This is a genomic window from Sphingobium sp. GW456-12-10-14-TSB1, assembly GCF_059424385.1.
This window is the reverse complement of record NZ_JBWKZI010000001.1, coordinates 2,039,421-2,065,645: the sequence shown is the minus strand read 5'-3', so window position 1 is coordinate 2,065,645 and position 26,225 is coordinate 2,039,421. Positions and strand designations below refer to the sequence as shown.

The following is a 26,225-nucleotide window of genomic DNA, read 5'->3' as shown; positions in this document are numbered from 1 at the left end:
CTGATCCGTCATGGAAGAGGCCCGTTCCAATCCGCCCGCATCGTCCTTTGCCTATCGCCTGCGTCGCGACGCAGGGGGCGTGCTGGATCGTCTGCGCCCGCTCTGGCAGCGCCGCCTGTTTCGCTGGAGCGCGATCCTGCTGGGCGGCTTCCTGCTCTTTTGCGCGCTGTTCTGGCTGATCTTCGCGCGCGGCTTGCCCGACGCGGCGACGCTGCTGGAATATGAGCCGCCGCTGCCTACCATCGTGCGCGACATTAATGGCCAGCCGGTTCACAGCTATGCCCGCGAACGGCGCGTCCAGCTGCAATTCAGCGACTATCCCCCGCAACTGATCCACGCCTATCTGGCGGCGGAGGATAAGACATTCTTTGACCATCATGGCGTCGACTTCCCCGGTTTCGCTGGGGCCGTGCTTGATTATGCCAGCAAATTGGGGTCTGGCCAGCGCGCCCGCGGCGGATCGACCATTACGCAGCAGGTGGCCAAGAATCTGCTGATCGGCGACGAATATTCGCCCACGCGCAAGGTGAAGGAGATGATCCTGGCGTGGCGCATGGAAAATGTGCTGACCAAGCAGCAAATCCTCGAACTCTATCTCAACCAGATATTTCTGGGTCGAAACGCCTATGGCGTACAGGCTGCCGCGCGCGCCTATTTCGACAAGGACGTCGCCGACCTCAAGCTCCACGAAATGGCCTATTTGTCGATCCTGCCCAAGGGGCCGGCCAATTACCGCCCCGAAAGCCCGACCGGTCATGCCCGCGCGATCGAACGGCGCAACTGGGCGCTGGGCGAAATGGTGAAGAATAATTGGATCACCCCTGCACAGCGCGACGCGGCGGTGGCCCAGCCGCTCGGCACCGTTGCCGCGCACGGCTCCGGCTTCGACGCGCGGGCAGGCGGCTATTATATGGAAGAAGTGCGCCGCCGCCTGATCAGCCTGTTCGGCGAAAAGGCGAGCGATGGTCCCAACAGCGTCTATGCCGGTGGCCTGTGGGTGCGCAGCCCCTATGATCCGGTGGTGCAGGAAAGCACCAAGAATGCGCTGCGCGGCGGGCTGTTGCGTTTCGACGCCGGGCGCGGCTGGTCCGGCCCGGTCGGTCATATCAAGATAGACAATGGCTGGGAGCGGGAACTGGCCGCCAGCTATATCGACGTCGATTATGCAGATTGGCGCGTCGCCGTCATCGTCAGCCGCACATCGACCGACGCGCAGCTTGGCTTTGCCGACGGCAGCACGGGCACTCTCCCCGCCAGCGCCGCGCAGAGCCCCTATCGCAAAACAGGTGGTCCGGCCTTCTCTGCAATGAAGCCTGGCGACCTGATCGTCGTTGCGCGCAATGGATCGAACTGGGCGCTGCGTTCCATCCCCGAAGTGTCGGGCGGCATGATGGTGGAGGAGGTTCATTCGGGCCGTATCCGCGCGATGCAGGGCGGCTTTGATTCGCGCCTGTCCTCCTACAACCGCGCCACCCAGGCGCTGCGCCAGCCCGGTTCGACCATCAAGCCCTTCGTCTATGCCGCCGCGCTCGACAGCGGCATGACCCCGGCCTCGATCATCGTCGATGGGCCGCTGTGCGTCTATCAGGGCGCGGGCCTTGGCCAGAAATGCTTTCGCAACTTCTCCGGCGGCAGCGCTGGACCGCAGACGATGCGCTGGGGCGTCGAACAGTCGCGCAACCTGATGACCGTGCGGGCCGCCAGCCAGACGGGCATGGAGCGGGTCGTCCGCACCATCAAGGGCATGGGGATTGGCGACTACCAGCCCTATCTGTCCTTCGCGCTGGGCGCGGGTGAAACCACGGTCGAACGCATGGTCAATGCTTATGCGGCGCTCGCCAATCAGGGGCGGCAATTCCCCTCGCGCGTGATGGATTATGTGCAGGACCGACGTGGCAAGGTCATCTGGCCCGAACGCTGGCGCGCCTGCGATGGCTGCAACATGGCCAATTGGGACGGCAAGCCGATGCCGCGCTTCGGTTTTGAGGGCAAGCAGGTGATGAACCCGATGACCGCCTATCAGGTCGTCCACATCGCCGAAGGCGTGGTCCAGCGCGGTACCGCCACCGTACTGGCCGACCTTAAGCGTCCGCTCTTCGGCAAGACCGGCACCACCAACGGCCCGACCAATGTCTGGTTCGTCGGCGGATCGCCCGATCTCGTCGCTGGCGTGTATATCGGCTATGATCAGCCGCGCAGCCTTGGCGGCTGGGCGCAGGGCGGCCGCATCGCCGCGCCGATCTGGAAGGCGGCGATGGCTCCGATCCTGGAAACCATGCCAAAGACGCCCTTCATCGCCCCTGCGGGCATCCGCATGGTCGCGATCGACCGGCGGTCGGGCAAGCGCGTGTACGGCGCCTGGCCGACCAGCGAACCCAAGGCGGCGGTCATCTGGGAAGCCTTCAAACCCGAATCCGAACCCCGCCGCACGATCCGCAAGGAAGAGGCCGAAGAGCAAGCCAAGGTCGCCGCCACCCGCGCCGCCAGCCGCACCAGAGCGCGCACCGACAGCGAATTCCTGTCCGATCAGGGCGGGATTTATTGAGGAAAGATTAGAAGGTCTGGCGTAGCCGTACCCAATGATGATCTGCCATCAACCGGGCAGGAACATGAAGATGTAAGTCGGCGCTTTATACTCAAAATTCGGGGAAAGCGCGCAATCTTGAGGTGCCACGCCATAGGCCGCCCTGTCGACGCAGTTCAAGGCGGAGGCAATGTTTGTCATCAATGCGACGCGTCCGACTCCGACCATACGGTCGGTGCCGTTTCCGCCCTTGGACTGAGCAGCGGTCGTTATATCTCGCTGGAACAGAAGCTGGCCGTTGTCGATTCGGGTTAAGCTCCATCCCATCGTGACGCTGGCACGGCTGGAGAAGGAAATCTTGAACGGCGCATCCATGTCAATCCAGCGTGGCGACAAGCGAACCTTGGCTTCGGCATCCGTAGTGGCCAGCATGTTCAGCTTATTCATTGTTTCGCGCAGTGCTTTCTCAAAGCTGGACCGCTTTGCTGCCCCTGCCAGGCCCAGTGTCGCTTTTCCGCCCACGACACCGGGCATATCCGCCACTTGCTCCAATGCTATGCGACGATATAGCGGATGGTCCGGTTTCAATGGTGCGGGAGCCGATGGAGAAAATGAAAATCCGATAGGCGACAACGGTACACCGCCAGATGCCAATGCCGATTGCGGAGCCAAAGCCAGAAGGGCGAACATGGGAAGAATGCGCATTCGGCAGCGACTATCGTTGAGGCATTGCTATCCTTTTGCGGAACATCATTAATGCGTCCGCCCGCAGCGCTTTTTGACCCTCTTGCGACGAAATGCATCGGAACCGTTCGGGCTGAGCCTGTCGAAGCCCTGTTCTTCTTGACGAACAGCGATTTACGCAAGAAAGGACGGCCCTTCGACAAGTTCAGGGCGAACGGCTAGAGAGCCTTCCCTTTTGGGCCGAGTTTTTGGAGACCACCCATGCGCGCCGAAGCGCTGCAATATATTGACCGCATCGACGCCGCGCTTGCCCTGCTGCGCCAGTCGCTCGACTGGGACCGCGCGCTGCGCCGCCTTGACGAGTTGAACGCGCGCGTCGAGGATCCGACCTTGTGGGACAATGCCAAGCTGGCGCAGGAGGTCATGCGGGAGCGGACCAGGCTGGACAGCGCCATCGGCGCGACCCGTGCCATTGCATCGGAAAAGTCCGACACTGCCGAACTGATCGAAATGGCGGAAGCCGAAGGTGACGAGGACATGGTGTCCGAAGCCATCGCGGCGCTGAAGGCGCTGGCCGACCGCGCGGACGAGGACAAGATCAAGGCGCTGCTGTCTGGCGAAGCCGATGGCAGCGACACCTATCTGGAAATCCATGCCGGTGCTGGCGGTACCGAAAGCCAGGATTGGGCCGAAATCCTCAGCCGAATGTATCGCCGCTGGGCCGAACGGCGCGGTTACAAGGTCGAACTGGTCGATTATCAGGCGGGCGATCAGGCGGGCATCAAGTCCGCGACCTTCCTGATCAAGGGCGAGAATGCCTATGGCTATGCCAAGACCGAAAGCGGCGTCCATCGCCTGGTCCGCATCAGCCCCTATGACAGCGCCGCGCGCCGCCATACCAGCTTCTCGTCGGTATGGGTCTATCCCGTGATTGACGATGATATCGACATTGAAGTCAAGGAATCCGACCTCAAGATCGACACCTATCGCGCGTCCGGCGCGGGCGGGCAGCATGTCAACACGACCGATTCGGCCGTCCGCATCACCCATATTCCGTCCGGCATCATCGTCGCGTCGCAGAATGACCGTTCGCAGCACAAGAACCGCGCAACCGCGATGAACATGCTCAAGGCGCGCCTCTACGAAGCGGAACTGGCCAAGCGCGAAGCCGTGACGGCTGGCGAATATGCCGCCAAGACGGAGATTGGCTGGGGGCACCAGATCCGTTCCTATGTGCTGCAACCCTATCAGCTGGTGAAGGATCTGCGCACCGGGGTCACCTCGACCGCGCCCGACGACGTGCTGGACGGCGCGCTTGATCCCTTCATGGCCGCAGCGCTCAGCCAGAAGGTGACTGGCGAGAAGGTCGATGTCGAGGATGTCGACTGACATGAGCATGCGGGCGGTTCTGGCGGGCGTGCTTGCCTTGCTCACCGCCTGCGACCGCCTGTCGCCCGGTAACGAAACGGAGCGTTCCCCCGCTGCCGCGCCTTTCCCGCTCGCGGACCGCCCGGTGGCCCCGATCGTGTCGACCCGCTGGTCGAGCGAGGAGGCCCGCGACCGGGTGAATGAGGCGGAGGATATCATGGACCGCGCCGGAATCCGTCCCGGCATGACCGTCGCGGATATTGGCGCGGGCGAGGGCTATTATACCGTGCGGCTGTCCGCCCGCGTCGGCAAGAGCGGACGGGTGCTGGCAGAGGATATCATGCCGGAAGTGATCGAGGCGCTGTCGCGCCGCATCACGCGCGAAAAGCTGGACAATGTCAGCGTCAAGCTGGGCGCGCCCGAAGATCCCCGCCTGCCGGTCAACAGCTTCGACCGCATCTTGATGGTGCATATGTATCATGAGATTGCCGAACCTTATGCCTTTCTCTGGCACCTCAGCCCGGCGCTGAAAAAGGATGGCGAACTGATCGTCGTCGATTCCAACAGGCCGACCGAACAGCATGGCACGCCGCCGCGCCTGCTTGCCTGCGAACTGACGGCAATGGGTTTCCGATTGGAGGAGGTCATCCCCAAGCCGAGCGCAGGGGGCTATTTCGCCCGTTTCCGCCGCATCGCAGCTCGGCCCGACCCGTCCAGTATCGTCACATGCGCCTATCGCAGCGAAAATTAGGGTTAACGCCGCCCTGATCCTTTCTGGTGATTGGCTGTTGCTCGCAACTGCAATATGACGGTGTCGGGGAGATTCCAATCATGACCGACCATGCATCGCTCGCCCCCTCCGGGACCAAACCCCGCATCGCCGCGCGGCACAAGATGTTCGAGCCGGTGGTGCTGCACCTGCGCGGTATGCCGCTGCGCGCACATATATTGGATCTCTCGACAACCGGCGCGCTTGCCCATTGCGATCGTCCGCCGTCCACGGGCGATCGCGTCATGATAGAGACGAAAGGGATCATGGTCGTCGCCCATGTCGTCTGGGTCCGCGCCAAGCGTTTCGGCGTGCATTTCGACATCGCCTTGTCCGACGCCATGGTGGCCGGCCTTTTAAACGGCCTTTAGTCCCTGCGCCGCCAGCGCCGGAATAGCGAAACCCCCAATATCCCGCTGCCCACCACCGCCGCGATGGCACCGCCTGCGGACGCCAGCGCCCACGCGCCTGCCGCCAGCAACCCGGTCAGGAAATCGACGATGATAAGGGTGAGGTGGATCATCCGGGGAAGGATCGGGCTATTGCCCCAATTCCTTCGCCTCCTGATATTTCAACTCCAGAAAGCGGTTTTGCGTCGCCAGCTTGTCCAGATCGCCGCTGGCCAGGCTCTCGCTCATCCGCCCGATCTCCGCGTCGATTACCGCCAGCCCCTCGACCAACTGCTTTTCGGGCACCCGGCCATTGCGTTCCTCGCGCCGCAACGGCTGCGGGATCGACTGATAGCCTGTCACCAGTTCGGGCAGATGATCCGCCAGCAGCCTGCGCACTTCCAGCGCAGCGGGGTCTTGCGGTCCCAGCTTTTCCAGTTGTGGCGACAATATCTCCAGCTTCGTGCCGATACTGTCGACCAGTGTTACTGCCGGAGCCGGCAGCGCCTTGCGCTGATTTTCCAGCCAGATTTCGGTCTGGAGCGGCAGGGCGGTGAGCGGCGTTTCCGCCAGTGCCTCGGTCCGCACGCGGGTTTCCGTCGGCAGCAGGCCGATCAGCAACAATGCAGCGATCACCACCCCCAGCGCGATCATCACGCCGGTCGTCCCCAGTGGCACGACAAAGCCCGCGACCGCGCTGCCCAATATCACCGCCAGCACCGCCCAGAAGGCATATTTGACCTTGCGGATCAGCCCCGCATTGCGCCGCTGCCGCGCCCGCGCGGTCAGGCTCTGCCCGCGCTCGCTATGACGCCGCAGCACCGCTTCGGCATCGGCCAGCACGCGATCGGACCGGCTCATAACGACCACCGGATGTTGCTGGTGAACATCTTCATCCCTCGATCGCACTCAGCAGGGGATTGTCGGCCCGCGCTTCCTTCGACGCCTGCGCCTGACCCTCGGCCCTTGCGATATAGCCCTTGGACTTTTCGACCTCGTTCGACAGCGTCGTCACCGTCGTTTTCATATTCTCCAGCGCCTTGAGCTTGAACGTGTCGATATTGTCCATCGTGTCGTAGATATTCTGGAACGCGCGCTGCAACGTCTCGATCGGGATCGTGCTCGATGCGGCCTGCTCGTGAATCTGGGCGGTCTGGCTCTTGAGCAATTCGCCGGTCGAATCGATCATGTTCGCAGTCGTCGTGTTCAGCGCGCTGATCTGCTCCAGCACCAGCCGCTGACCCACCAGCGCCTGCGCCACCGTCACAGCGGTGCGCAGCGCCGCGACCGTCGTGGTGGACGCGCGGTCGACGCCCTTGACCAGTTCGACATTATTCTTCTTCACCAGATCGAGCGCCAGATAGCCTTGCACCGTCACGGCCATCTGGGTCAGCAGATCCTGCGTGCGCTGGCGAATGTAGAACAGCGCGCTCTCGCGGATCGCCTTCGCCTTGGTCGGGTCGGTCGAATCCAGTTCCAGCGCCTTGGCTTCCAGCCGCGCGTCCATCGTCTTGCTGATGTGGATCATCTGTTCCAGACGGCCCATCGTCGCCCACATATTCTGCCGCTCGACATCGATCGCGGCATTATCCTTGATCAGCGTGTCCTTGCCGCTGGCCAGCGATCCCAGGATGGAATTGATGTGGCTCTGCGCACTTTTATAGCTGTCGAAATAGTCACGCATCTTGTTGCCGAACGGGATGATGCCGAACAGCTTTTTGCGGCTGGTCAGGCTGCCGCGCTTGCCGGGGTCCAGATCCTCGACCGTGCGGCGCAGTTCGGCCAGGTCCGCGCCGACCTTGCTGTCGCTGTCCATCGCCCGCACCGGCCGGTCGAGGAAACGGTTGCTATGCCCCGCGGCCTCGGCAATTTCCTTGCGCCCCATATTGGTCAACTGGTCGACCCGCGCGCCGAACGCGGGCGAATTGGAATCCTGCGCCACAAGATCGTCGATGAAGGCGTCAACCTTCTCGTCCAGCTTGGATTTCTTCTCCGCATCGATCGGCACCAGCCCCGCTGCCCGCTCCGCGCTCACGACAGGCACCGGATCGGGCGGCGTCAGGTTGAACGGATCGCTGGAGGATGTCGTTGTCGCAGTAGCGGTCGTGGCCATGATATCTCCCTTGGTGTCATATTGATATAGAACACCCGCGCTTCAAGGCGCAATCGACAGGATAAACATAGGGGCCGTGCCGTCCAGTGGGAAGCGCGCCATATGTCGCGCCTGCCACGCGCCCTTGCCGCAACGCATCATTTCCTGTAGGGGCGCGCCCGAAGCCTCTGTGTGACCTTGTGTCGGCCAGGGGAGCCCATATCCCAAAGGCAAGACATGTCCCTGCGTAATATCGCGATCATCGCGCACGTCGATCACGGCAAGACCACCCTCGTCGATCAGCTTTTCCGCCAGTCCGGTACGTTCCGCGACAATCAGCGCGTTGAAGAGCGGGCGATGGACAGCAACGATCTCGAAAAAGAGCGCGGCATCACCATCCTGGCCAAGCCGACCTCGGTCGAATGGGAAGGCACCCGCATCAACATCGTCGACACGCCCGGCCACGCGGACTTTGGCGGCGAAGTCGAACGCATCCTCTCGATGGTCGATGGCGTCGTCCTGCTGGTCGATTCGTCGGAAGGCGCGATGCCGCAGACCAAGTTCGTCACCGGCAAGGCGCTGGCGCTGGGCCTGAAGCCGATCGTCGTCGTCAACAAGGTCGATCGCCCCGACGAACGGATTCAGGAAGTGCTGGACGAAGTGTTCGATCTGTTCGTGTCGCTCGACGCGACCGATGAACAGCTTGATTTCCCCGTCCTCTATGCGTCGGGCCGCAATGGCTACGCCAACGAAGATGCGTCGATGCGTTCAGGCACGCTGACCCCGCTGTTCCAGAAGATCGTCGACCATGTGCCGCCGCCAGCGCTCGACGTCGATGCGCCCTTCACCTTCCTGGTGACCCTGCTCGATCGCGACAATTTTCTTGGCCGCGTGCTGACCGGCCGCGTCACCAGCGGCAAGGTGCGCGCCAACCAGGCGATCCACGCGCTCGACATGGACGGCAAGATCATCGAAACCGGCCGCGCGTCCAAGATCATGGCGTTTCGCGGCCTCGACCGCGTGCCTGTCGAAGAAGCGCAGGCCGGTGACATTATCAGCCTTGCCGGGCTGGCGGTCGCAACCGTGGCGAACACGATTGCCGACGTTTCCGTGACCGAACCGATCCAGGCCCAGCCGATCGATCCGCCGACCCTGTCGATGCGCTTCGCCGTCAATGATTCGCCCATGGCCGGCCGCGAAGGCTCCAAGGTGACGAGCCGCATGATCCGCGATCGTCTGGAGCGCGAAGCCGAATCCAACGTCGCGATCAAGGTGACGGAATCGGAAGACAAGGACAGTTTCGAAGTGGCTGGCCGCGGCGAACTTCAGCTTGGCGTGCTGATCGAAACGATGCGCCGCGAAGGGTTTGAACTGTCGATCAGCCGCCCGCGCGTGCTGTTCGACACGGACGAGGACGGCAACAGGACCGAGCCTTATGAAACCGTCATGATCGACGTGGACGATGAATTTTCCGGCACGGTTGTCGAGAAGATGAACCTGCGCAAGGCGGAGATGACCGACATGCGCCCGTCGGGTGGCGGCAAGACCCGCATCACCTTCTCCGCCCCGTCGCGTGGCCTGATCGGCTATCATGGCGAATTTCTGTCGGACACGCGCGGCACCGGCATCATGAACCGCCTCTTCGAAAAATATGGTCCGCACAAGGGTCCGATCGAAGGCCGCAAGAATGGCGTCTTGATCTCCAACGGATCGGGTGAGGCCAATGCCTACGCCCTGGGCCCGCTCGAAGAACGCGGCATCCTGATGGTGGGCGTTGGCGAAGCGTTGTATGAAGGCATGATCATCGGCCAGAACGCCAAGACCGAAGATCTGGAAGTCAATCCGATGAAGTCGAAGGCGCTCACCAATTTCCGCGCCAGCGGCAAGGATGACGCGGTCCGCCTGACGCCGCCCTGGAAGATGACGCTGGAACAGGCCATCGCCTATATCGACGACGATGAACTGGTCGAAGTCACGCCCAAGACCATTCGCCTGCGCAAGCGTTACCTCGATCCGAACGAGCGCAAGCGCATGAGCCGGTCCAAGGCAGCCTGATCAAGCCTTCCCCTTTGCGGGGGACCGACCGGCCAGACCGGCACGGGGGCGGGCGGCAACGCTCCGCCCCCATATTTTTGAAGGAGCCGGAACATGGCCGACCTCTATCTCAAAGCCCTGACGTCCGAGCGCCGCGCTCTGTGGGCCGAATGCCGCCTCAAGGGATTGGTCAAGGACACGCCCCAACGTCAGCGAATCGTCGAGATCGATGCGCTGCTCGCCGCGCACAAGGCGAAACAGGACGGCAAACCGCGCGCCTGATCGTCGGGACCACGTACCTACGTACGTAACTAGATTGCATATCACTACCCTCTCATGTCACTTTAGCCACTAGCGCAAACCGAATCGCAACCTTGCGGGTGTGATATGCTTTGGCTGGACCTTGTGATGCCTGTAGCTTGTTGACGGGCAAAAGCGTCCACGCAGGAGGAACGAAGGAGTGGCCGAAACCCTGCCAGCCTTGAGCGAGGGTGAAAAGCAGTGCCTGCGGCTGGTGTCGCAGGGCTTCAATTCCAAGGAAATCGCGCGACAGCTGCATGTGTCGGAACATACGGTAGATCAGCGCGTCCGCACCAGTTTGCGCAAGTTCGGCGTCCCTTCCCGCAAGGAAGCAGCCCGCCTGTTTGTTTCGATTGAGCAACCACAGCCCCAAACTGGCACATATCAGCCTTTGATACATCAATCGCAGCGGCTTGCTTCCGATGCATCTCCTGCGTCATCCATCGCTCAGCCGGACAGGCCGGATGAGCAGACGGAACGAAAAGGGTTCCTGCGACGCATCCTCGCCTTCGGCCCACCGCTAGGGGGATCGATCAATGAACTGAGTATCGATGGCCGCATATTGGCGATGATCCGCGCCGCCGTACTGACCGGCGTTGGTGTCGTCACTTTGCTGCTGCTCATTGCCGGGGCCTTCAAGGCACTGGCCTGATCCTTCCTGTATCGCCACGCTGAAAACGCACCGCCTCGCATGGCGCCGTGCGAAGGAGATGACTTGTGCTCAATCTTGATCCCGCAAAGACCCAGGCCGTCGCCGATCAGACCAAGCAGGCTTTTGCCTCGCTGGACGGCGCGCTGGTCGATACCGCGCACCTCACGACCGCTTTTCTCGCTGCCGCTCAGGATTCCGGCCTTACCGCCGCCGAAAGCCAGCGCATCATCCTGCGCATCCATGAAAGCGCGACCAAGATTATCGAAGGGCGCAGCGACATGATCCGCGCGACGGCCCTGCTGACCCGTTGCATCGAACAAAGCCAGCATGCAGTCACCGCCTTCGGATGCCCGTTGGGAATGGACGCGCCCGCTCAGGACGATGTGCAGCGCCACCTGACCCTGGTCGCTTGACCAGGTGGAGCCGTCGGCATTGGATACACGTTTGATTTCTCCCCCCTCTCAACGGTGATCAAATGCTGGCGGCTTCTTTTTGGCTTTTGATGCTTTTAACCTGCGCCTTCGCACTGGCCTTTGGGGGGCGGGACGGGCGGCGCTTCGTTGTCATTTCGGCGGCGGCGGTGGTGCTCACCATTCCCGCCCAGCTCGCCGGGTCGTGGCAGGCGACGCAATATTGGCTGATGACGGTCGACCTGTTCACCTTTGTCGCATTGCTCTGGCTGATGCTGCAAAGCCAGCGCTACTGGCCGGTATGGGTCTCCGCCTGTCAATTGATGACGGTGCTGTCCCATGTCGCGACCCTGCTGCTGCAAAGTTTTTCAGACCGCATCTATGAAGGGCTGAGTACGGTCTGGATCATTCCCCTCATGCTGTTTGCCATCGTCGGCATCGAACTTGATCGAAAGTCGCTCCATGACCGCGCATATTCCGCCTGAGAGCATCGTCCCCAGCCAGGAGGCGGCCGACCTGATCGTCGCGCTGCAACGCTGTCTCTCCAATGTGCATGCCCGGCAGGAGGATGCAGCGGTTCTGGATGGCACTGGGGAGGGTCATCTGGCCGCGCTTTCGCGCTATATCGAAGCTCGGCGCGCGCGTGCCACGCTGCTAGGTCCGAACCTGTTCAGCGACCCCGCCTGGGACATACTGCTCCTCCTCTATCAGTCCGGGCTGAACGGGCGCGCGCTGACACTGGAGCAACTGAGCGAACAATCGCGCCTGTCGATGAGCGTCATCGTCGGGCAAGTCGGCGTTCTGGAAAGGCGCGGTCTTCTGGAGGAACATCAAACCTCGCCCAACAGCCGCCGACGCCGCGCCGTGCGTCTTTCGCCGCTGGCGGTAGATGCCATGTCCTCCTGGTCGTCGCTCGCGTTCGACGCAAACGGCTGACGCGCCCACCGGCGCCATTCGCCCGACATTGCGAGGGTGTTCGCCGCCACCGGGGCGATCGGGAAGAACAGCTATCCCTCAACTCAGGCTGGCCATGCCCGCGCTCCGCTCATATAGTCGCGCGCAACATCCTTCCCGCGAAAGCCTTTCATGCATCTTCTTATCGGTCTTGCGGGCATCCTGCTCATCCTTGCCATCGCCATTGCCCTGTCGTCCGACCGTCGCGCCATCCGGCTCCGCGTCGTCGGCGCGGCCTTCCTGTTGCAGGCGGGCATCGCCCTGATGGTTCTCTATGTTCCTGCCGGGCGCGCGGTCATTGCGGGCATGTCGAAGGGGGTGTCCAATCTTCTTGGCTATGCGCAGGCGGGCACCAATTTCATCTTCGGCCCGCTTGCCAGTCCCGAAATCGGCGGGGCCAGCTTCGCCATCGCTGCGCTGCCCGTCATCATCTTCTTCGCCAGCCTCGTGTCGATCCTCTATTATCTGGGGGTCATGCAGTTCATCGTCCGCTGGGTCGGCGGCGCGATCGAGGCGGTGACCGGCGTGTCGAAGGTGGAAAGCCTGTGCGCCGCCGCCAATATCTTCGTGGGGCAAAGCGAAAGCCCGCTCGTCATCCGCCCCTATCTGGCGGGCCTCACTCCGCCGCAATTGTTCACGGTGATGACCAGCGGCATGGCAGGCGTTGCCGGCACGATCCTCGCCGCTTACGCATCCATGGGGATCAAGATCGACTATCTCCTCGCCGCCAGCTTCATGGCCGCGCCCGGCGGACTGCTGATGGCCAAGATCATGATGCCGGATGTGCGACTGCCCGTGCAGGGCGAATTGCCGCTGGGTGACGATCCCGACATTCATCTGCCCGAAACCCGGATCAGCGGGGCAGGGCCCGCCGCCTTGCTGCCCGAAGGAACGCCGGGCGAACCCATGCCGGTCGCCAGCCATGACGAGGAAAAGCCCGCAAACATCATCATGGCCGCCGCGCAAGGGGCGCAGACCGGCGTGAAACTCGCCGTCGCGGTCGGCGCGATGGTGCTGGCCTTCGTCGCGCTGGTGGCGCTGGCCAACGGCATATTGGGCGGCATCGGCAGCATGTTCGGCTACCCGACGCTCAGCTTCCAGCAACTGCTGGGCTATGTCTTTTCGCCGGTCATGTATCTGCTCAATATCCCTTGGGAGGAAGCGCAGGTCGCAGGCGGCCTGTTCGGCACGAAGGTCGTGCTCAACGAATTCGTCGCCTATATCAATCTGGGCCAAGTGCAGGGCGCGCTGTCCCCGGCCAGCATCGCCATCGTCACCTTCGCCCTGTGCGGCTTCGCCAATTTCAGCTCGATCGCGATCCAGATGGCGGTGACCGGCAACCTCGCCCCCAACCAGCGCCCGATGATCGCCAAGCTTGGCCTCAAGGCGCTGGTCGCGGGCAGCCTTGCCAACCTGATGAGCGCCGCGCTGGCGGGACTGATGCTCAGTCTACGCTGATCGGTCATTATCCACCCGCAACGTTTGACTCTATCGCTGCCCGCATAAATCTATTATGGTTAACCCCATGGGGGCAAAGACAGTTTTCGCGGCCGCGCTGGCGGTTTCGCTCGGATCGCCAATGGCCGTGGCGCAAGCGCCAAAGCCGGGCCGGTTGGAAACCTATAAGGACTGGACGATCGGCTGCGACAATCGCAACCGATGCGAAGCGGTCTCGCTGTTGCCCGAAGGCAGCGATCTGCCCGACATACCGTTGATGATCGGCATCGTCCGCGCCGCTGGACCCGATGCCCAGACCGAAGTCTGGATCAGCCGGGAGGGCAAGGGCCAGGCCGACGTCACCCTGTCCGTCGATGGCCGCAAGATCGCCAGCGCCATTGCCCGCGATGGCGAAGCCACGATCCGCGGGCCGCAGGCATCTGCGCTCGCCATCGCCATGGCGCGGGGCACGAGCATGGAGGTGCGCGCGGGCGCAAGGCTGCTTGGCCGTCCCTCGCTCGCCGGATCAGGCGCGGCGCTGCGCTATATGGACGCGCGGCAGGGCCGGGCAGGGACCACGACCGCGTTGGTCGCGACCGGCACGCTTGGCCCGACGGCTGTAAAACCCGCGCCCGTAGCACCCACCATTCGTCGCGCGCTCGTCCCGGCCGGACCAGCGCCCGCCGCCCTGTGGCGTGAGGAACTGACCGCGCTCGGCAAATATACCGGCTGCACCGATGACATGCGCAGCGATCAGACCCCGGATCTGCAACGCCTCTCCAAAACCGAAACCCTCATCCTCGTCCCCTGCGGATCGGGCGCCTATAATTTCTCGTCCGTGCCGGTCATCGCCACTGGCGTTCCGGGCCGCCGATCCTTTCGCTTTGCCGCTTTCGATTTCAAGCCGGGCTGGAGCGAGGAGGCGGGCCATCCCATGCTGGTCAATGTCGGCTGGAGCCCGGAAAAGTCCCGGCTGGACAGTTTCGCCAAGGGCCGTGGCCTGGGCGATTGCGGCGGCAGCGAAGCCTATGTCTGGGACGGCCAGCGCTTCCGCCTGATCGAGGCGACCAGCATGGGCGAATGTCGCGGCGCCTGGCACTGGATCACGACCTGGACCGCGCGCGTCGTCGAATAGACGGCGTCACACCATCTGCACGACCGGCCCCGCGCGACAGATGCGGTCGCGCCCGGACTGTTTGGCGTCATAGAGCGCCGTGTCCGCCGCGCTCAATGCGCCGTCCACGGCATCTCCGGCCCAGCGGGACAGACCGGCGGAAAAGCTGATCGGGCGGCCATGAATCCGGCCGATCGGGTCCAGCCGCATCTGGTTGGCGATACGCGCCAGCGACCAGCAGGCTTCATCCTCTGCCGCGCCATGAAAGAAAACCACAAATTCCTCGCCACCCCAGCGCGCGACCAGATCGACGCGGCGCAACAGCGCGGACAGGCGGTCGGCAAAGGCGGCCAGCACCCGGTCGCCCTCATCATGGCCCAGCTGGTCGTTGACCTGCTTGAAATGATCAATGTCGATGATCGCGACACAGCCGCGGCGCTGGTCGTGGGGCAGGGCGTCGAGCTGCGCCAGAAAGCCGCGCCGGTTGGCAACCCCCGTCAGCGGGTCTTCATGCGCGGCGACATGCAGGTCGTCGATCTGCGCCCGCGTCGTGCTGGCGGCGCGATGGACCCCGGCATAGAGCGTCTGGATCACGTCGCCGACTTCCGGAAGCGCGGCATCCGCCTTGCCGTTGAACGTCTCCGCCAGCGCATGAATGGGGTTGAGCAACGCCCCCATGCCAATCAGCGCGATCGCTGTGCCAAACAGCGTCATCAGCGTCAGCAGGACAAATTCGGTCAGCGCGATCCGTCCGGTCATTAGCCCCCAACCACAATAGCCCAGCAGCGGCAAATGGGTGGCGATGAAACAGAGGGTGAAGAGGCGCAGGCGCAGCGAGCGCGGAAAAATGAATGACGTCGCGAGATAGAAATGCATGAAAGGCCCCGTAATTGCGAATGGTGCGCAAAGTCGGGGGGGGCGACTGAATGCTTTCCCAACAAACAGGGTTAATTTGGCCAGGTGGGACGAACCGTGCCGTAGCTGAGTCAGACGGGGGCGATTGTCAGCGCGATCCGCCCGGCACCCATTTGATATCGGTAGCGCCATTATCATTCACGCGGCGCGCCAGCACGAACAGCAGGTCCGACAGCCGGTTGAGATAGGCCAGCGCCTGCGGGTTCAGGGCCACGTCCGTCGCGGCTGCGGTTGCGCTGCGTTCGGCCCGGCGCGTGATCGCACGGGCCAGGTGGATGGCGGCGGCGGCAGGCGATCCGCCGGGCAGGATGAAGCTGTCGAGCGGGGCCAGATCGGCATTCATCGCGTCGATATGCTTTTCCAGTCGCTCGACCTGGCTGGCAATGATCCGCAAGGCCCATGGTTCGTCCGCACCATCGGGGACAGGCGTCGCGAAATCCGCGCCCAGATCGAACAGATCGTTCTGGATCGTCGTCAGCCAAGCCGCTTCCGGCCTGTCGGCCATCGCAATGATCGCCAGCCCGATCGCGCTGTTGGCCTCATCAACGTCGCCCACCGCCTGCATGCGCGGCGCATGCTTGGGCAGTCGCGATCCATCGACAAGCCCGGTGGTCCCCGCATCGCCGGTACGGGTGTAGATCTTGTTCAGCTTGACCATGGAATCGGCTAATTGCCCTTGGACAAGAGCAGGATGGCGACGATGATGATCGCCGCCGCCTGAAACAGCACGCGGTTCAGCATCATCTTATTCTGTTTGAGCCGCGACGGGCTTGGCCCGCTGCCTTCGGGCGCGTTCAATTCCTCCTTGGTGACCTGAAGGAAGGAGATGATGCCGCGGATCAGCGCAAACAGCGTTGCGCCCATGGCTAGGATGAGGGCGATGACAAGGACGGTGTTCATGGCCTGTAACCTAGGCGCTTGCAGGCCCGATGCCAACCGGAAAGCGTCCACCCCTAAGGTCAGCGACCAGTGCCGCGGCGTCCATACCCTGAGCGCGCAGGTCCGCCAGCGCAATCGACCCGCTTCGCTTGGCCAGGCGCCTGCCATCGGCATCCACGAGCAAAGGATGATGGATATAGGCTGGAGAGGGCAGGTCGAGCAGCGCCTGCAACAGGCGATGCACATCCGTCGCCCCCAGCAGGTCGTCGCCGCGCAGCACATGGCTGATCCCCATCGCGGCATCGTCCAGCGTGCAGGACAGATGATAGCTTGCCGGCGCGTCCTTGCGCGCCAGCACCACGTCGCCATGGGTGAGGGGCTCGGCCTTGTGCAACGCCTGTGCCTCCATCTGCGGGTATGACAGCGGAGAAAAGGACATCGCCTGCCATGTCACTGCGCCTGCCCGCGCCACGGCTTCCTGCATATCGATCCGCCACGCATGCGCCTCCCCCGCGCCAATCCGCCGCGTCCGCTCCTCCTCGCTCAATCCCCGGCACGTCCCCGGATAAACCGGCCCTTCCGGCCCGTGCGGCGCGCTCGTGCTGGCGGCAATGTCCGCCCGCGTACAGAAACAGGGATAGAGCAGCCCCATGTCGCGCAGCCGTTCCAGCGCCGCGTCATAAGTTGGCAGCCGCCGCGACTGGAAAACCACCTCGCCATCCCAGCCTATTCCCAGCCAGGTCAGATCCTCGATCATCCCCGCGACATGCTCCGCCCGGCTGCGCGTGCCATCAATATCCTCGATCCGCAGGCGGAACGTGCCGCCCGCCGCTCGTGCCATGTCATGCGCCAGCAGCGCCGACCATGCATGGCCGACATGCAGCCGCCCGGTGGGGCTTGGCGCGAAGCGGGTAACAACATGCTGTGGTGCGACGGATGATGTCATACAGGCTCTTGACGGGCGATATTGGTTAATGCTGTCATGCGGGTGTCATGTTGCTGGTTGATCAGCGACGTCGGCAAGGGGGTAGAGGCTTTCTATGTACCATCCCGACCTTATACGGCATCCGGAAAACTGTCCGGCATTGGTTTTGAACGCAGATTACACGCCGCTCAGCTATTATCCGCTGAGCCTGTGGCCGTGGCAGACCGCGATCAAGGCGGTCTTTCTCGACCGGGTCGACATCATCGCCTCCTACGCGCGGCAGGTGCACAGCCCCAGTCTGGACATGAAAATCCCGTCGGTCATCGCGCTCAAACATTATGTGAAGCCGTCCGAACATCCCGCCTTCACCCGCTTCAACCTGTTCCTGCGCGACAAGTTCGCCTGCCAATATTGCGGCAGCACCAGCGATCTGACCTTCGATCATGTCGTGCCGCGCCGTGCCGGTGGGCGCACCACATGGGAAAATGTCGCGACCGCCTGTTCGCCCTGCAACCTTAAAAAGGGCGGGCGCACACCCAAAGAGGCAGGGATGCAACTCCACGTTCAGCCGATCCGCCCGACCAGCTGGCATTTGCAGGAGCATGGTCGCGCCTTCCCGCCCGGCTATCTGCACGAAAGCTGGCACGACTGGCTCTATTGGGATGTCGAGCTGCTGGCGTAACGGCACGGCATTTGCCGCGCTGCCTGCTTTTATCAGACCGGCAACCAGTCCAGGTCCATATCCTTGTGCCGGTTGGTATAATGGCCGATTTCCTCCAGCCGCCCCATCTGGTGCAGCGTGATGCGACCGTTGGAGCGGCTGATCAGCCCTTCCTGTTCCATCTGGCGGATCATGCGGTTCACATGCACCGATGTCAGGCCGATCGAATCACCAATCTCCTCCTGCGTCAGCTTCAGGTCGAAACTGTCGCTGACGCTGTCGTCGGTTACCCGCAGCCGGTCGAACATGTCGAGCAGGAAGGAAGCGACCCGCGCCTTGGCCGATGTGCGGCCCAGCGACGCCAGCCGATCGGTCATCGCCACCCGCTCCGCATTGGACAGCAGGAACAACAGCGCGGCAACCCGCGGATATTCCTCCAGCAACCGGCGCAGCGCATGCTTGTCGAACGGGCACACCACCACGTCGGTCAGCGCGACCAGCGATTCGGGGGCCTTGCTGTAAATGGTGCTGGCCGACCCGATGAAATCGCCGGGGAAATAGACGCGCAATATCTGGCGGCTGCCGTCGGGCAGGATGACAAAACTCATCACCCGTCCTTCGCGCAGCACGAACAATTCGGTAACCGTATCATTGACACGCTGGATCATCCCGCCTCGCTTCATTTTGCGAGGATTTTCCTCCAGCCGGGCCAGGGCCGCCTTTTCCGCGTCGGACAGCGGCACATGCTTGGCCAGCCTTTCTGCGAAACAACTCGTTACCACCAATAAACCTCTTAAAAATTCTCGTTACGATGGCAAAACGCCCGAAGCGCCTTTTGGCTGCATTTTGGTTAACCGCACTAAACTCGATCAAGGTCTGATTAATTGTTTCCGGTTTACGGCAGGGCCCCATAATTCGGCGCCGGGTTACCTTGCACGGCGCGCGTTTGCCGCTATTAACCCTGACCTAATGGACCGCATCATCATCCGCGGCGGCAAAGTGCTCAACGGCCGCCTTCCCATCTCTGGCGCGAAAAACGCAGCGTTGACATTGCTGCCTTGCGCCTTGCTGACTGACGAGCCGGTGACGCTGCGCAACCTGCCGCGCCTCGCCGACGTCGACAGCTTTGGTCATCTGCTCAACCAGTTGGGCGTTTCGACCATGATCGAAGGGGCCAGGCCGGAAGATTTCGGCCGGGTCATGACCATGCGGGCCGGGCGCGTTACATCGACCGAAGCGCCCTATGACATAGTGCGCAAGATGCGCGCCTCGATCCTGGTGCTTGGCCCCCTGCTGGCGCGCGCGGGCGAAGCGCGGGTATCGCTGCCCGGCGGCTGCGCGATCGGCAACCGGCCGATCGACCTGCATCTCAAGGCTTTGGAAGCCTTTGGCGCGATTATCGAGATTGCGGCGGGCTATGTCCGCGCCAGCCTGCCCGACGGCGGCCTGCCCGGCGGCATCTACACTTTCCCGGTGGTCTCGGTCGGTGCGACCGAAAACGCCCTGATGGCCGCAGTTTTGGCCAAGGGCACCTGCATTCTGGAAAATGCGGCGCGAGAGCCTGAAATCGTCGATCTGTGCCGCCTGTTGCTGGCCATGGGCGCGGATATCGAAGGCGTCGGCACCGACAAGCTCGTCATCCATGGTCGTGAGCGGCTCCATGGCGCGACCTACCGCGTCATGCCCGACCGGATCGAGGCGGGCAGCTATGCCTGCGCCGCAGCGATCACCGGCGGGTCGCTCGACCTGATCGGCGCCAATGGCGAGGATATGCACGCGATCATCGCCGCGCTGCGCGACGCAGGCGTGCAGGTGGACGTTCACAAGGATGGCATTCGCGTCTCTTCCGACGGCAAGCTCAAGCCGCTGACCCTGTCGACCGCGCCGTTCCCGGCCTTCCCCACGGATATGCAGGCGCAGTTCATGGCGATGCTGACCATGGCGGATGGCGCATCGGTGCTGACCGAAACCATCTTTGAAAATCGTTACATGCATGTGCCTGAACTGGCGCGCATGGGTGCTGACATCGCGGTCAACGGGCGCACGGCGGTCGTGCGTGGTGTCGACAGGCTGGTCGGCGCGCCGGTGATGGCGACCGATCTGCGCGCGTCGATGAGCCTCATCCTGGCGGGTCTTGCGGCGGAAGGCGAAACCCAGGTCAATCGCGTCTATCATCTCGATCGCGGTTATGAGCGGCTGGAGGAAAAGCTCTCCGCCGTCGGCGCCGATATCGAACGCGCCAGCGATGGCTGACCATAGCGGTCTGGGCACCGATCGCGGGGCGCTCCTGGCGCTCTATGATCTGGATGCCGGCGGGTTTCGTCATCTGGACGAGATTACCGCCTTCGCCTCCACGCTTTGCGATGCGCCCATCGCTCTGGTCAGCATCGTGGAGGAAGCGCGCCAGCGCTTTCTGGCGCGCACCGGCCTCGACGCGGAAGAAACGCCGCGCGACGTGTCCTTCTGCGCGCTGGCCATGCTCGGCGACGATATTTTCGTCGTGCCCGATGCCTGCGGGGATCCGCGTTTTGCGGACAATGCCCTGGTTACCGGCCCACCGCATATCCGCTTTTACGCCGGCGCACCGCTGATCGACAGCGCTGGCGTGCCGTTGGGCGCCCTGTGCGTCATCGATACGCAGCCCCGCGCTGATCTGACCCCGATCCAGCGGCAGGGGCTGACCCTGCTGGCGCGGCAGGTGATGGTCGAGCTGGAGGGGCGTCGTCGCGACCGCGATGTCATAGCGCGCCAACGCCAGGACGCAGCAGCCATTGCCGACAGCGATCGCATGTTCCGTACCTTGGCGGACACCATGCCGCAGATGGTCTGGTCGACCCTGCCCGATGGCTATCATGATTATTATAATGCCCGCTGGTATGAATATACCGGCGTCTTGGCCGGATCGACCGATGGCGAAGGGTGGAATGACATGTTCCATCCTGACGATCAGGAACGCGCCTGGGGCCGCTGGCGCAAATCGCTGGAAACCGGCGAGCCTTACGAAATCGAATATCGGCTGCGCCATCATAGCGGCGACTATCGCTGGACGCTGGGCCGCGCCCTGCCGATCCGCGACGGGGCCGGCACCATATTGCGCTGGATCGGCACCTGCACCGACATCCACGAACAGAAATTGATGATGGAAGAGCGCGAGATGATCGCGCATGAGCTATCCCATCGGATCAAGAATATCTTTTCGGTGATCGCCGGGCTGATTGGTCTGTCGGCGCGCCAGCACCCGGAAATCGGCGCCGTTGCCGAAGATTTGCGCGATCGCATTCTTGCGCTCGGCCGCGCCCATGATTTCGTTCGCCCGCACAGCGCTGAATCCGCGCCGCAGGTCGGGCAGGGGCAGGGGCTGCTTTGGGGCATATTGGACCAGATTTTCGCGCCCTATAATTCGCGGGATCGCTCGCGTATCGCGCTGTCGGGCGACAATGTGCCGATTGATGATCGCTCGGCAACGCCTCTGGCGCTGCTGTTCCATGAACTGGCGACCAATGCCGCCAAATATGGCGCGCTGTCGGTGCCGGATGGCCGGATAGCCCTGCATATTGCGCGTGAAGGGGCGGATGTGCGTATCGACTGGCAGGAATTGGGCGGGCCAGCGGTTCAGTCGATGCAGCCGGACGGTTTTGGCAGCCGCCTTATCACCTTGAGCGTGGAGCGGCAGCTGGGCGGGCGGATCGCGCGGGACTGGTCTGCTGACGGGCTGAAACTCAGCCTCTGGATACCAACCCGCTCGATGAGCCGCTCTGTAGGAACGGAATAAAGCCTGCAATCTCTGCGGCGTGCAATTCGGGCTCTTCCGCCGCGGCCAGTTGCAGCGCGGCGGAAATGCTTTGCGAACGAAACGGCTTCGTGATGACGCCGAGCGCTGCGACCGACGCCTCGCCGATTTGCGACGGATTGGCGGTCACATAGATAACACGAATGCCATAGCGGCTCGCCAGCTCCATGCCGATGATCGGCCCGGTTGGCCCATCGCGCAGATTGAGGTCGACCAAAGCTATGTCGCAGGATTCCGCGCAGGCCAGCGCAGCCGGACGATCGGCAGCAATCGCGCTGACATCGAATCCCGTCTCCTCGACAATCTGTTCAATCTCTAAAGCGACGAAAATCTCGTCCTCAACTATCAAAACTCTCTTGCTCATTCCTGGGGCCTGTATGATTTAGGACAAGAAATGCTCCGCTGCCCGCGCGGTTCCCCCCAGGCGACAAGAATCCCTTGGCGATGGGCCGACAGGCAGCATCATCCCTGCACGCTGCTCCAGATGGTCTCGAAATTGGTGGCGTCCTTCATCAACAGGACAGAGGCTGGATAGCCGCCCTCGCTGGCCTTGCGCGCGGTATCCGTCGCACTCTCCACCGCCGCTGCCTGCGTGTCGAACGGGCCATAATAGGTGTTGTTCAGGTTGATTTTCCAAACGCCCTCATGGGTCAGGACGATGTAGCGGGCATGGGGCAGGGTGGGGGACATGGATTACAAAACCTCTGTATTATAATGATGCCACGCCATGATGGCGGCGGCGCCGCGATGCGGACGCCAGGCTTCGGCAAGCTGGCGGGTTGCCTTTTCGCTTGGTCGTTCGGGCAGGCCCAATATCCGGCCCACCTCTATTTGTACTGCCAGATCACCCGCAGGCCAGATGTCGGGCCGTCCTTCGGCAAAGAGCAGATAGATTTCCGCCGACCAGCGGCCAATCCCCTTGATCTGGATAAGCTGCGCAATCGCTTCCTCATCGTCGGCGGGCAGGGCGTTCAGATCCAGCGCCCCGCTCAGCACCATTTCCGCCAGGCTGCGGGCATAGCCCTGCTTTTGGCGCGACAGGCCGCAGGCGCGCAGCGCGTCATGATCGCGCGCCAGAAGCGCATCGGGCGCGCAGCCTGCGCCAAGGTCCGCCTCCAGCTTGCGCCACACCGCCGCTGCCGCCGCCACGCTGACCTGCTGACCGACGATCGTGCGCAGCAGCGTCTCATAGCCCGGCTCCCGCTGGCGCGGCTCAGGATAGCCAACCCGCGCCAGCGCCGCGACAAATCCCGGCTCGATCGCGGCGATGGCGTCCAGACTGCCGCGCAACGTCTCTGCTGTCGTCACCATCTGTTGTTTCCTTCCACCCTTGATTTCCCGACGTCTGTCCGTCAGAGCGGCGAAGAAAATTCTTGGGGACTGGATAGATGCCGAAACTGATTGTGGTCAACCGTGCGGGCGAAGAACAGGCTGTCGATGGCGACAATGGCCTGTCGGTGATGGAAGTCATCCGCGACAACGGCTTTGATGAACTGCTGGCCCTGTGCGGTGGCTGCTGCTCCTGCGCGACCTGCCATGTCTATGTCGACCCCGCCTTTGCCGATTCGCTTCCCGCGATGAGCGAGGATGAAAATGACCTGCTCGACAGTTCGGACCATCGCAACGACACCAGCCGTCTGTCCTGCCAGGTCGTTTTGACCGACGCGCTGGACGGCCTGCGCGTCACCATCGCGCCGGAAGATTGATTTTAGACCGCACCGGCTGACGCCTCCACCCGGCCTCCCGCTCAGTATATATTGCGGTAGGTCGGGCAGACCTGCGGGCCGGTGCGGCTCCGTTCCGTAAAACTTACCGTTGCAGCCGCAACGTGGCGGCGGGCGCCTCGCTGGTCAGCGGGGTAACCCGCCAGACGATACGCTTGCCATTGGCCAACGTCTGCGCGCCATCTTCCTGATTCTGGCTGATAATCTCTGCATCGCTCGTCAGTGTGAAGCTGCCGTTCAGTGCCTTGGCCGCCGCTTCGCCCGGCCCGCCAGCGCCCAGCGATGGACCCTGGCTCTTGTCAAATCCGTTGGCAAAGCCCGGCGCCTTCACCCGCACCCGATCATCCCCGCGCAATTCCACCGCGACGAAGGGCAGCACGATCTGCGCGTCGATGTTGAAGGGAAACAGGAAGGCATGGGTCAGCCGACCGCTGATCGCATAATCGATGTCGAATATGCGATTCCCCATATAACGTACTGATTTAAAACCTTTTTCTTTCGTCAGTGCGTCGGCGATCGCGCGCATTTGCGCATCGTCACCATTGTCGGCTTCACTGTCGAACTTCTCCGCCGCAATTTGCAACAGCTGCGCTGGCGCGGCCTCTTCATCCTCGCTCGCCGGTTCAGGGATGCCCATCGCCCCCTTGCCGCTGTCAGACGCGATGATCTCGCCCTTATAGGCAAAGCTGAAACTGCGGTCGGCCCGAATATCGAGCGAGGAATCGAACTTGCCCGGCGTCACCAGGCACGCCGATAGCGCCATCACCCCCGGCAATGCCAGCATCCAACGCAACAGACGATTCATGGCGACGTCCCCCCAGAGCCGCCCGGTCGGCTGCCTACCGGCTGGCGGCGGCGTACAGGGCGATGGCCGCGGCGTTGGATACGTTCAGGCTCTCCATCCGCGGACTGATCGGCAGTTTAGCCAAAATGTCGCAATGCGCCATGCTGTTGTGGCGCAGCCCTTCGCCTTCGGCGCCCAGCACCAGCGCCACCCGCGATTCGCCGATCGCGTCGCCCAGATTGGTATCGGCCTCGCCATCCAGCCCGATCCGCCAGTAGCCCGCCTCGGCAATTTCGTCCAAAGCGCGCGCCAGGTTGACCACCCGCACCCATGGCATGATTTCCAGCGCGCCGGACGCCGCCCGCGCCAGCACCCCCGATTCGGGCGGTGCGTGCCGGTCCTGCGTGACGATGCACAGCGCATCGAACGCGGCGGCGGAGCGCAGGATGGCGCCAACATTATGCGGGTCCGTCACCTGATCCAGCACCAATATGGGCCGCGTGTCGTCGCGCCCTTCGTCCAGCACGTCGCCCAGCCAGACATCGTCCAGCGGCTCGACTTCCGCGACGATGCCCTGATGGGGCGCGTCGGACGGGACCATGCGGCCCATATCGGCCACATCGGCATAGACGATCGGCAGCACCGGGGGCAGATCCAGCGCGCTCAGCGCTTCGCGGGTGCCCCATATCTTGCGCACGACGCGGTTGGGATTGGCCAGCGCCGCGGTGACGGCGTGACGACCATAGAAGCGCGGGAACGCGCCCTTGGGCTTGGCGGAACGATGACCTCTTTTCATGGAAGCGCTCTTTTCACATCCGACCATTGACAGGCAAGCCTCCTTTCGCCATTGAGCCGCCTCCAGCGCGGGAAAGAAGCTTTTTCCTGACCGCGACGGGTATGGACAGGTGGCCGAGTGGTTAAAGGCAGCAGACTGTAAATCTGCCGGGCTACGCCCTACGTTGGTTCGAACCCAACCCTGTCCACCACCCTTTTCATCGGGTGGTGCGTATCAGTCGCTCCCTGCAACAGCTTTATCTTTGGTGCCGCACGGTCAGCAGATAGTTGATCGCCTTGTTCTCCGACAAAGTGAAGCCGCGCCCCGGATCGAAGCTCAGGCCGCTACTGTCGATCACCTCCAGCCCGGCCTGCTCCAGCAACGCGGTCAGTTCGTCCGGCGTGATGAACTTGCCCCAGTCATGCGTTCCCTTGGGAATGCCGCCTATGCTCTCGCCGATCGTGATCATGGCCAGGCGGGAGAGGGGGGTACGGTTGGGCGTGGACAGGATCATGAGGCCATCGGGCGCCAGCTTGTCCGCCAGTGCGCGAACGAACGCGGCGGGATCGGCGACATGCTCGATCACCTCCATCGACGTCACCAGATCAAATCCCCCGTCCGCCACCGCTTCCACCGGCGTCGCACGATAATCGATCGCCAGACCCTGCGGCGCGGCATGGGCGCGCGCCGCCGCGATATTCTCCGGCGCGGCGTCCAGCCCGGTCACGCTTGCCCCCAGACGCGCCAGCGGTTCGGCCAGCAGCCCCGCACCGCACCCCACATCCAGCGCACGCTTGCCGGCAAGCGGCTCGAAATCATGCGTTTTGCCAGGCCAATGCGCATCGATCGCGGCGCGAATATAGGCTAGCCGCACCGGGTTCAGCTTATGCAGCATCGCGCTGCTGCCCTGCGGGTCCCACCAATCGGCCGCCATCGTGCCGAAATGGGCGGCCTCTTTGGGGTCGATGGTCGATGTCGCGTTGCTTGCCATATCCGTATCCGCTGCTAAAGAAGCGCCGTTTCGCCCTTCTGGGACATTTTCTGT

The 26,225-nt window shown here is 63.0% G+C and carries 31 protein-coding genes and 1 tRNA gene; 17 read left to right on the top strand and 15 right to left on the bottom strand.

The annotated features are described in order from the left end of the window. Window positions 1-10 precede the first annotated feature (10 nt). Complete coding sequence (locus AC07X9_RS10085; RefSeq protein ID WP_017181452.1) at window positions 11-2,545, top strand: penicillin-binding protein 1A; 2,535 nt, start codon at window positions 11-13, stop codon at window positions 2,543-2,545. 48 nt (window positions 2,546-2,593) lie between these two features. Here the strand turns inward: AC07X9_RS10085 and AC07X9_RS10080 are convergent, their stop codons facing one another. Continuing rightward, a complete protein-coding gene (locus AC07X9_RS10080) occupies window positions 2,594-3,229 on the bottom strand; it encodes a hypothetical protein (protein ID WP_140159586.1) in 636 nt (211 codons plus the stop codon). Window positions 3,230-3,469: 240 nt separating this feature from the next. Between AC07X9_RS10080 and prfB the strand changes: the two genes are divergently transcribed. From prfB to AC07X9_RS10065, 3 genes are all read left to right on the top strand, one after another. Then, window positions 3,470-4,597 (top strand): peptide chain release factor 2, encoded by a 1,128-nt coding sequence (gene prfB / locus AC07X9_RS10075; protein WP_017181450.1) that lies wholly within the window; start codon window positions 3,470-3,472, stop codon window positions 4,595-4,597. Between the two features lies 1 nt (window position 4,598). Next, window positions 4,599-5,327 (top strand): class I SAM-dependent methyltransferase, encoded by a 729-nt coding sequence (locus AC07X9_RS10070; RefSeq protein ID WP_037513978.1) that lies wholly within the window; start codon window positions 4,599-4,601, stop codon window positions 5,325-5,327. A gap of 80 nt (window positions 5,328-5,407) precedes the next feature. Beyond that, window positions 5,408-5,716, top strand: coding sequence for a PilZ domain-containing protein (locus AC07X9_RS10065; RefSeq protein WP_017181448.1), 309 nt, complete (start codon window positions 5,408-5,410; stop codon window positions 5,714-5,716). Here AC07X9_RS10065 and AC07X9_RS10060 read toward each other — a convergent pair. The 3 genes from AC07X9_RS10060 to AC07X9_RS10050 are packed head-to-tail and all read right to left on the bottom strand — an operon-like array spanning window position 5,713 to window position 7,847. Then, window positions 5,713-5,868, bottom strand: a complete 156-nt coding sequence (locus tag AC07X9_RS10060) for a hypothetical protein (RefSeq protein ID WP_017181447.1) — start codon at window positions 5,866-5,868, stop codon at window positions 5,713-5,715. The genes AC07X9_RS10065 and AC07X9_RS10060 overlap by 4 nt on opposite strands. Window positions 5,869-5,884: 16 nt before the next feature. Beyond that, complete coding sequence (locus AC07X9_RS10055; protein ID WP_017181446.1) at window positions 5,885-6,595, bottom strand: hypothetical protein; 711 nt, start codon at window positions 6,593-6,595, stop codon at window positions 5,885-5,887. Between the two features lie 31 nt (window positions 6,596-6,626). Further along, complete coding sequence (locus tag AC07X9_RS10050; protein ID WP_017181445.1) at window positions 6,627-7,847, bottom strand: toxic anion resistance protein; 1,221 nt, start codon at window positions 7,845-7,847, stop codon at window positions 6,627-6,629. 216 nt (window positions 7,848-8,063) lie between these two features. Between AC07X9_RS10050 and typA the strand changes: the two genes are divergently transcribed. The 8 genes from typA (at window position 8,064) to AC07X9_RS10010 (ending at window position 14,748) form a co-directional block, all read left to right on the top strand. Continuing rightward, window positions 8,064-9,881: a translational GTPase TypA gene (typA, locus tag AC07X9_RS10045; protein ID WP_017181444.1), complete on the top strand. Its 1,818-nt coding sequence runs from the start codon at window positions 8,064-8,066 to the stop codon at window positions 9,879-9,881. Between the two features lie 93 nt (window positions 9,882-9,974). After that, the gene (locus AC07X9_RS10040) at window positions 9,975-10,142 is read left to right on the top strand and encodes a hypothetical protein (RefSeq protein ID WP_017181443.1); all 168 of its coding nucleotides are present in this window, start codon (window positions 9,975-9,977) and stop codon (window positions 10,140-10,142) included. 178 nt (window positions 10,143-10,320) lie between these two features. Next, the gene (locus AC07X9_RS10035; RefSeq protein WP_017181442.1) at window positions 10,321-10,812 is read left to right on the top strand and encodes a response regulator transcription factor; all 492 of its coding nucleotides are present in this window, start codon (window positions 10,321-10,323) and stop codon (window positions 10,810-10,812) included. 65 nt (window positions 10,813-10,877) lie between these two features. Further along, window positions 10,878-11,225, top strand: coding sequence for a hypothetical protein (locus AC07X9_RS10030; protein WP_017181441.1), 348 nt, complete (start codon window positions 10,878-10,880; stop codon window positions 11,223-11,225). Window positions 11,226-11,287: 62 nt separating this feature from the next. Continuing rightward, window positions 11,288-11,707: a hypothetical protein gene (locus tag AC07X9_RS10025; protein WP_100215182.1), complete on the top strand. Its 420-nt coding sequence runs from the start codon at window positions 11,288-11,290 to the stop codon at window positions 11,705-11,707. Further along, complete coding sequence (locus AC07X9_RS10020; RefSeq protein ID WP_017181439.1) at window positions 11,685-12,158, top strand: winged helix DNA-binding protein; 474 nt, start codon at window positions 11,685-11,687, stop codon at window positions 12,156-12,158. The genes AC07X9_RS10025 and AC07X9_RS10020 overlap by 23 nt, the downstream gene beginning before the upstream one ends. Window positions 12,159-12,308: 150 nt before the next feature. Continuing rightward, window positions 12,309-13,634, top strand: coding sequence for a NupC/NupG family nucleoside CNT transporter (locus AC07X9_RS10015; RefSeq protein WP_017181438.1), 1,326 nt, complete (start codon window positions 12,309-12,311; stop codon window positions 13,632-13,634). A gap of 67 nt (window positions 13,635-13,701) precedes the next feature. After that, on the top strand, window positions 13,702-14,748 hold the full coding sequence (locus tag AC07X9_RS10010) for a DUF1176 domain-containing protein (RefSeq protein ID WP_017181437.1): 1,047 nt from the start codon (window positions 13,702-13,704) through the stop codon (window positions 14,746-14,748). Window positions 14,749-14,754: 6 nt separating this feature from the next. Here the strand turns inward: AC07X9_RS10010 and AC07X9_RS10005 are convergent, their stop codons facing one another. From AC07X9_RS10005 to gluQRS, 4 genes are all read right to left on the bottom strand, one after another. After that, a complete protein-coding gene (locus tag AC07X9_RS10005; RefSeq protein WP_017181436.1) occupies window positions 14,755-15,603 on the bottom strand; it encodes a GGDEF domain-containing protein in 849 nt (282 codons plus the stop codon). Between the two features lie 127 nt (window positions 15,604-15,730). After that, window positions 15,731-16,300, bottom strand: coding sequence for a cob(I)yrinic acid a,c-diamide adenosyltransferase (locus AC07X9_RS10000; RefSeq protein ID WP_017181435.1), 570 nt, complete (start codon window positions 16,298-16,300; stop codon window positions 15,731-15,733). Between the two features lie 8 nt (window positions 16,301-16,308). Beyond that, window positions 16,309-16,542: a twin transmembrane helix small protein gene (locus AC07X9_RS09995; protein ID WP_017181434.1), complete on the bottom strand. Its 234-nt coding sequence runs from the start codon at window positions 16,540-16,542 to the stop codon at window positions 16,309-16,311. A gap of 10 nt (window positions 16,543-16,552) precedes the next feature. Then, window positions 16,553-17,467 (bottom strand): tRNA glutamyl-Q(34) synthetase GluQRS, encoded by a 915-nt coding sequence (gluQRS, locus tag AC07X9_RS09990; protein ID WP_017181433.1) that lies wholly within the window; start codon window positions 17,465-17,467, stop codon window positions 16,553-16,555. A gap of 94 nt (window positions 17,468-17,561) precedes the next feature. Between gluQRS and AC07X9_RS09985 the strand changes: the two genes are divergently transcribed. Continuing rightward, on the top strand, window positions 17,562-18,128 hold the full coding sequence (locus AC07X9_RS09985; protein WP_017181432.1) for an HNH endonuclease: 567 nt from the start codon (window positions 17,562-17,564) through the stop codon (window positions 18,126-18,128). A gap of 32 nt (window positions 18,129-18,160) precedes the next feature. Here the strand turns inward: AC07X9_RS09985 and AC07X9_RS09980 are convergent, their stop codons facing one another. Continuing rightward, complete coding sequence (locus AC07X9_RS09980; protein WP_026002098.1) at window positions 18,161-18,892, bottom strand: Crp/Fnr family transcriptional regulator; 732 nt, start codon at window positions 18,890-18,892, stop codon at window positions 18,161-18,163. A gap of 184 nt (window positions 18,893-19,076) precedes the next feature. Between AC07X9_RS09980 and murA the strand changes: the two genes are divergently transcribed. Further along, window positions 19,077-20,360 (top strand): UDP-N-acetylglucosamine 1-carboxyvinyltransferase, encoded by a 1,284-nt coding sequence (murA, locus tag AC07X9_RS09975; RefSeq protein ID WP_017181430.1) that lies wholly within the window; start codon window positions 19,077-19,079, stop codon window positions 20,358-20,360. Next, entirely contained in the window at window positions 20,353-21,879 is a 1,527-nt protein-coding gene (locus AC07X9_RS09970) for a PAS domain-containing protein (protein ID WP_017181429.1), read from the top strand. The genes murA and AC07X9_RS09970 overlap by 8 nt, the downstream gene beginning before the upstream one ends. Here AC07X9_RS09970 and AC07X9_RS09965 read toward each other — a convergent pair. From AC07X9_RS09965 to AC07X9_RS09955, 3 genes are all read right to left on the bottom strand, one after another. Further along, entirely contained in the window at window positions 21,827-22,261 is a 435-nt protein-coding gene (locus AC07X9_RS09965) for a response regulator (protein WP_019053507.1), read from the bottom strand. The two genes, AC07X9_RS09970 and AC07X9_RS09965, sit on opposite strands and share 53 nt — an antisense overlap. A 98-nt stretch (window positions 22,262-22,359) precedes the next feature. Continuing rightward, window positions 22,360-22,587 carry a DUF2188 domain-containing protein gene (locus tag AC07X9_RS09960; protein ID WP_017181427.1) on the bottom strand — a complete coding sequence of 76 codons (228 nt, stop codon included), beginning with the start codon at window positions 22,585-22,587 and terminating at the stop codon, window positions 22,360-22,362. A gap of 3 nt (window positions 22,588-22,590) precedes the next feature. Further along, window positions 22,591-23,208, bottom strand: coding sequence for a DNA-3-methyladenine glycosylase family protein (locus AC07X9_RS09955; RefSeq protein WP_017181426.1), 618 nt, complete (start codon window positions 23,206-23,208; stop codon window positions 22,591-22,593). Between the two features lie 77 nt (window positions 23,209-23,285). Between AC07X9_RS09955 and AC07X9_RS09950 the strand changes: the two genes are divergently transcribed. Further along, entirely contained in the window at window positions 23,286-23,603 is a 318-nt protein-coding gene (locus tag AC07X9_RS09950) for a 2Fe-2S iron-sulfur cluster-binding protein (protein WP_017181425.1), read from the top strand. 103 nt (window positions 23,604-23,706) lie between these two features. On the opposite strand, the gene AC07X9_RS09945 is transcribed toward AC07X9_RS09950, so the two are convergent. Both AC07X9_RS09945 and AC07X9_RS09940 read right to left on the bottom strand, forming a co-directional pair. Beyond that, window positions 23,707-24,426 (bottom strand): hypothetical protein, encoded by a 720-nt coding sequence (locus AC07X9_RS09945; RefSeq protein ID WP_017181424.1) that lies wholly within the window; start codon window positions 24,424-24,426, stop codon window positions 23,707-23,709. A gap of 34 nt (window positions 24,427-24,460) precedes the next feature. Continuing rightward, window positions 24,461-25,201 carry a TrmH family RNA methyltransferase gene (locus AC07X9_RS09940; RefSeq protein ID WP_017181423.1) on the bottom strand — a complete coding sequence of 247 codons (741 nt, stop codon included), beginning with the start codon at window positions 25,199-25,201 and terminating at the stop codon, window positions 24,461-24,463. A gap of 103 nt (window positions 25,202-25,304) precedes the next feature. On the opposite strand from AC07X9_RS09940, the gene AC07X9_RS09935 reads away from it, so the two are divergent. Next, a tRNA-Tyr gene (locus AC07X9_RS09935) sits at window positions 25,305-25,391 on the top strand. 45 nt (window positions 25,392-25,436) lie between these two features. Here the strand turns inward: AC07X9_RS09935 and ubiG are convergent. Next, window positions 25,437-26,171 carry a bifunctional 2-polyprenyl-6-hydroxyphenol methylase/3-demethylubiquinol 3-O-methyltransferase UbiG gene (gene ubiG, locus AC07X9_RS09930; protein WP_017181422.1) on the bottom strand — a complete coding sequence of 245 codons (735 nt, stop codon included), beginning with the start codon at window positions 26,169-26,171 and terminating at the stop codon, window positions 25,437-25,439. Window positions 26,172-26,225 lie beyond the last annotated feature (54 nt).

Coding starts and splice junctions, on each gene's coding strand:
- AC07X9_RS10085 (WP_017181452.1), top strand. CDS start 11: ATGGAAGAGGCCCGTTCCAATCCGCCCGCATCGTCCTTTGCCTATCGC.
- AC07X9_RS10080 (WP_140159586.1), bottom strand. CDS start 3,229: ATGCGCATTCTTCCCATGTTCGCCCTTCTGGCTTTGGCTCCGCAATCG.
- prfB (WP_017181450.1), top strand. CDS start 3,470: ATGCGCGCCGAAGCGCTGCAATATATTGACCGCATCGACGCCGCGCTT.
- AC07X9_RS10070 (WP_037513978.1), top strand. CDS start 4,599: ATGAGCATGCGGGCGGTTCTGGCGGGCGTGCTTGCCTTGCTCACCGCC.
- AC07X9_RS10065 (WP_017181448.1), top strand. CDS start 5,408: ATGACCGACCATGCATCGCTCGCCCCCTCCGGGACCAAACCCCGCATC.
- AC07X9_RS10060 (WP_017181447.1), bottom strand. CDS start 5,868: ATGATCCACCTCACCCTTATCATCGTCGATTTCCTGACCGGGTTGCTG.
- AC07X9_RS10055 (WP_017181446.1), bottom strand. CDS start 6,595: ATGAGCCGGTCCGATCGCGTGCTGGCCGATGCCGAAGCGGTGCTGCGG.
- AC07X9_RS10050 (WP_017181445.1), bottom strand. CDS start 7,847: ATGGCCACGACCGCTACTGCGACAACGACATCCTCCAGCGATCCGTTC.
- typA (WP_017181444.1), top strand. CDS start 8,064: ATGTCCCTGCGTAATATCGCGATCATCGCGCACGTCGATCACGGCAAG.
- AC07X9_RS10040 (WP_017181443.1), top strand. CDS start 9,975: ATGGCCGACCTCTATCTCAAAGCCCTGACGTCCGAGCGCCGCGCTCTG.
- AC07X9_RS10025 (WP_100215182.1), top strand. CDS start 11,288: ATGCTGGCGGCTTCTTTTTGGCTTTTGATGCTTTTAACCTGCGCCTTC.
- AC07X9_RS10020 (WP_017181439.1), top strand. CDS start 11,685: ATGACCGCGCATATTCCGCCTGAGAGCATCGTCCCCAGCCAGGAGGCG.
- AC07X9_RS10015 (WP_017181438.1), top strand. CDS start 12,309: ATGCATCTTCTTATCGGTCTTGCGGGCATCCTGCTCATCCTTGCCATC.
- AC07X9_RS10010 (WP_017181437.1), top strand. CDS start 13,702: ATGGGGGCAAAGACAGTTTTCGCGGCCGCGCTGGCGGTTTCGCTCGGA.
- AC07X9_RS10005 (WP_017181436.1), bottom strand. CDS start 15,603: ATGCATTTCTATCTCGCGACGTCATTCATTTTTCCGCGCTCGCTGCGC.
- AC07X9_RS10000 (WP_017181435.1), bottom strand. CDS start 16,300: ATGGTCAAGCTGAACAAGATCTACACCCGTACCGGCGATGCGGGGACC.
- AC07X9_RS09995 (WP_017181434.1), bottom strand. CDS start 16,542: ATGAACACCGTCCTTGTCATCGCCCTCATCCTAGCCATGGGCGCAACG.
- gluQRS (WP_017181433.1), bottom strand. CDS start 17,467: ATGACATCATCCGTCGCACCACAGCATGTTGTTACCCGCTTCGCGCCA.
- AC07X9_RS09985 (WP_017181432.1), top strand. CDS start 17,562: ATGTACCATCCCGACCTTATACGGCATCCGGAAAACTGTCCGGCATTG.
- murA (WP_017181430.1), top strand. CDS start 19,077: ATGGACCGCATCATCATCCGCGGCGGCAAAGTGCTCAACGGCCGCCTT.
- AC07X9_RS09970 (WP_017181429.1), top strand. CDS start 20,353: ATGGCTGACCATAGCGGTCTGGGCACCGATCGCGGGGCGCTCCTGGCG.
- AC07X9_RS09965 (WP_019053507.1), bottom strand. CDS start 22,261: ATGAGCAAGAGAGTTTTGATAGTTGAGGACGAGATTTTCGTCGCTTTA.
- AC07X9_RS09960 (WP_017181427.1), bottom strand. CDS start 22,587: ATGTCCCCCACCCTGCCCCATGCCCGCTACATCGTCCTGACCCATGAG.
- AC07X9_RS09955 (WP_017181426.1), bottom strand. CDS start 23,208: ATGGTGACGACAGCAGAGACGTTGCGCGGCAGTCTGGACGCCATCGCC.
- AC07X9_RS09950 (WP_017181425.1), top strand. CDS start 23,286: ATGCCGAAACTGATTGTGGTCAACCGTGCGGGCGAAGAACAGGCTGTC.
- AC07X9_RS09945 (WP_017181424.1), bottom strand. CDS start 24,426: ATGAATCGTCTGTTGCGTTGGATGCTGGCATTGCCGGGGGTGATGGCG.
- AC07X9_RS09940 (WP_017181423.1), bottom strand. CDS start 25,201: ATGAAAAGAGGTCATCGTTCCGCCAAGCCCAAGGGCGCGTTCCCGCGC.
- ubiG (WP_017181422.1), bottom strand. CDS start 26,171: ATGGCAAGCAACGCGACATCGACCATCGACCCCAAAGAGGCCGCCCAT.